This window comes from Ruminococcus sp. (assembly GCF_045129435.1).
Lineage (GTDB): Bacteria > Bacillota > Clostridia > Oscillospirales > Acutalibacteraceae > Ruminococcoides.
On record NZ_JBGVJL010000187.1, the window covers coordinates 1 to 3,395 of the forward strand.

The 3,395-nt window shown below is 38.5% G+C and carries 2 protein-coding genes; both read left to right on the forward strand.

Annotation, left to right across the window (positions count from 1 at the left end; genetic code table 11):
- The first annotated feature begins 580 nt into the window (after positions 1-580).
- On the forward strand, positions 581-1,504 hold the full coding sequence (locus ACJMMI_RS08625; RefSeq protein ID WP_405354971.1) for a S1 RNA-binding domain-containing protein: 924 nt from the start codon (positions 581-583) through the stop codon (positions 1,502-1,504).
- 122 nt (positions 1,505-1,626) lie between these two features.
- A complete protein-coding gene (locus ACJMMI_RS08630) occupies positions 1,627-2,880 on the forward strand; it encodes a DNA recombination protein RmuC (RefSeq protein ID WP_405354972.1) in 1,254 nt (417 codons plus the stop codon).
- The last annotated feature ends 515 nt before the right edge of the window (positions 2,881-3,395 follow it).

Consider the following 3,395-nt stretch of genomic DNA (forward strand, 5'->3'; position numbering starts at 1 on the left):
TTGTTCCCGACAATAACTTAGTAATGGTCGGGAATTAAAAGTATTAAGATTGACTATGCTTTCTGCTCGGACAAAGAAATTTAGGTCGAGCCTTTTTAAAGGCTCGTGGGTTTGGGCAATGCCCAAGAAAAGTTATTTTCATTTCAATTTTTAAGGCACAAACAGCAACGCTGTTTGTGTGCTAAAGCAAGGTTTGACAAAACAGGCGACAGCCTTTAAAAAAGAGTTCTTTATTAATAAAGAATAACAGTTTTAATTTTGTGATGCTATCGCATAAAAGCTTTCGCAATTATATTCAATCCACCAAACAGCAAGCTGTTTGGCTGTCAAAACTTTGTATTAGTTTAAAATATTGTGGGCTTTGCCCACACCCACAACCTTTGAAAAAGGTTGACCAAATTTTTATTTTCGAGTATAAAGTCTGTGCTAATTCAAAGAAAATTTCTCGACCGTTGCTAAACCATAATTTATAACCTCCCTCAGGGGCATATTTTATAAGCCAAAATCATACTAATATTTGTAACTAAATATGCTTGCCGAAGTAATCGGTATGCGTAATAAAATTAACGGAGGCTGTAAAATGTCAGAATATTTACCCGAAGGAAAACTCATTTTAACACAGGATAATATCAATACGCTCCACAGCTTTTCTTTATTAAGTGATGCAAAAAAAGAGGGAAAAATTCTTGAGGCAAGGGCTTGCGTGTGTGATGCCGAACACAACCTTATTGTTGACCTCGGAATTATGAAGGGAATTATTCCCCGTGAGGAGGGTGCAATTGGTATCAAAGACGGCACAGTCAGAGATATTGCGGTAATTTCTCGAGTAAATCGCCCTGTTTGCTTTATTATTACTGATTTTGCGGTTGATGAAAAAGGAGAACGCTTTGCAGTGCTTTCCAGAGAAAAGGCACAGCAACGCTGTATGAAGAACTACATTTCCAACCTCTCCTGCGGAGATGTGATTGACGCCCGTATCACCCATCTTGAAAACTTTGGAGCATTTGCAGACATTGGCTGCGGAATTGTGGCTCTAATGCCGATAGACACCATTTCCGTATCACGAATTGAGCACCCTCGAGAGCGGTTTACTGTAGGAATGGACATCAAGGCGGTTATAAAATCGATTGAAAACGGCAGAATCAGCTTGAGTCACAAAGAATTGCTTGGCACTTGGGAAGAAAATGCAAACAGTTTTTGTGCCGGTGAAACTGTAGCCGGTATTGTGCGTAGCGTTGAAAATTACGGTGCATTTGTAGAACTTGCTCCAAATCTTGCAGGACTTGCAGAAAGCAAAGACGGTGTAAAGGCAGGTCAGCAGGCAAGCGTTTACATAAAAAGTATAATTCCGGAAAAAATGAAGATTAAAATAATAATTATTGACACCTTTGATTACAAATACAATCCACAAAAGCCAAAATATTACTTCAACGGCAACCACATTGACCGCTTTCTCTATTCCCCTCAGGGTTGCAGTAAGCTTGTAGAAACTGTATTTGAGTAAATATTATACGGCAGACTGTCACAACGGCAGTCTGTTTTTTCGTAATTTAACAAAACATTTGTTTGACTTTTCGCCGTTAAAATGCTAATATAATAGTATAAATCAAATAAGGAAGTGTGGCTATGCCAACAGCAACAGAAATTATAATAATTGCATTACTCGTTGCTGCCGTTGTAATGCTCGGAATTATCATTGCACATCAGTTAAAAAACACAAATGATAAAAGTGATACCGAAAAGCTCGAAAAAACTATAAGAGCAGAACAGTCGGCACTCAGACAGGAGTTGACCTCAGCAACTCAAAATTCTGTAAAAAATCTCGGTGATATGCTTGCGACAAGTCAGAACGCATATGCAATCAGCCAAAGCAAAAGTCTTGCTCAGCTTGAAGAAAGGCTCAAAACCTTTTCACTTGAAAATGAGCAAAAGCTTGATAATATAAGACGCTCGGTTGAAAACAGGCTCAATTATATTCAACAGGACAACAACAAACAGCTTGAAGAAATGCGAAAAACAGTTGACGAGCGTTTGCAACAATCTATTGAAGAAAAAATGAATCGTTCGTTCTCACTTGTGAATGAAAGACTTGAGCAGGTGTATAAGGGACTTGGCGAGATGCAGACTCTTGCCGTAGGTGTGGGCGACCTTAAAAAGGTACTTTCTAATGTAAAGACAAGAGGTATTCTCGGCGAAATTCAGCTTTCTGCAATTTTAAGTGAAATTCTCTCCCCCGAACAGTACGAAGAGAATGTTGCCACTAAAAAAGGCTCAAAAAATGTGGTTGAATTTGCAGTAAAACTGCCGTCCGATGATGATAAATTTATTTATCTGCCGATTGATTCAAAATTTCCGGGTGACACCTACTCAGCACTCAGAGATTCCATTGATGAAGGCAACAAAGAAAAAATTGACCTTGCGGCAAAGGCATTGGTTGCCAGAATTAAAAGCGAAGCAAAGGACATTCATGACAAATACATTGACCCACCATATACAACAGAGTTTGCTATTATGTTTCTGCCGTTTGAGGGATTGTACAGTGAGGTAGTAAACCGAGGACTTGTTGAGGTTTTACAGCGTGATTATAAGGTTAATATTGCAGGACCGAGCACTATGGCTGCTTTGCTAAATTCATTGCAAATGGGATTTAAAACACTTGCCGTACAAAAGCGAAGTGCCGAAGTGTGGGAAATTTTGGGAGCGGTTAAACAAGAATTTGATAAATTCGGCAAAGTGCTTGAGGCAACTCAACTCAGACTTGATCAGGCAAATAAGGAACTTGATCAACTTGTTGGTGTGCGAACAAGACAGATACAGCGTAAGCTAAAAGATGTGCAAATGCCGACAAGAGAACTTACCGAAAAAATATTTGAAGATTAAGAAGCTGTGTAAATTTTTAAAAATTGTTGTTTAGCAGAAAGCTTAGGATAAATAATAAAAAATTTAGGTCGAGCCTTTTTAAAGGCTCGTGGGTTTGGGCAACGCCCAAGAAAAATTGTTTTTATTGCAAATTTTCAGGCACAAACAGCAACGCTGTTTGTGTGCTAAAGCAAGGTGTGACAAAACAGGCGACAGCTTTTTAATAAGAAATAATTTATAAATAGAAAAAGAATATCTTTTTTTGTGTTGCTATCGCATTATAAAGCTTTCGCTATTGTGCATAAACCGCCAATCAGCAAGCTGTTTGGCTATCTAAACCTTGCGTTAGTTTAAAATATTGTGGGCTTTGCCCACACCCACAACCTTTGAAAAAGGTATAAATGCTAAACTGAAAATGCACAAAATCGCCAACTCAAAATGTACAATTTTGGCAGATCACTCCTGAGGAGAGTATACTTTCCTCAGGAGGTAGAAATATGAACCAAAGGAAAGACATTTTAGAGAGGGTGAAGCAC

Bases quoted from the DNA above. Each gene is read 5' to 3' on its own strand.
- ACJMMI_RS08630 (WP_405354972.1), top strand. From the start codon at position 1,627: ATGCCAACAGCAACAGAAATTATAATAATTGCATTACTCGTTGCTGCC.
- ACJMMI_RS08625 (WP_405354971.1), top strand. From the start codon at position 581: ATGTCAGAATATTTACCCGAAGGAAAACTCATTTTAACACAGGATAAT.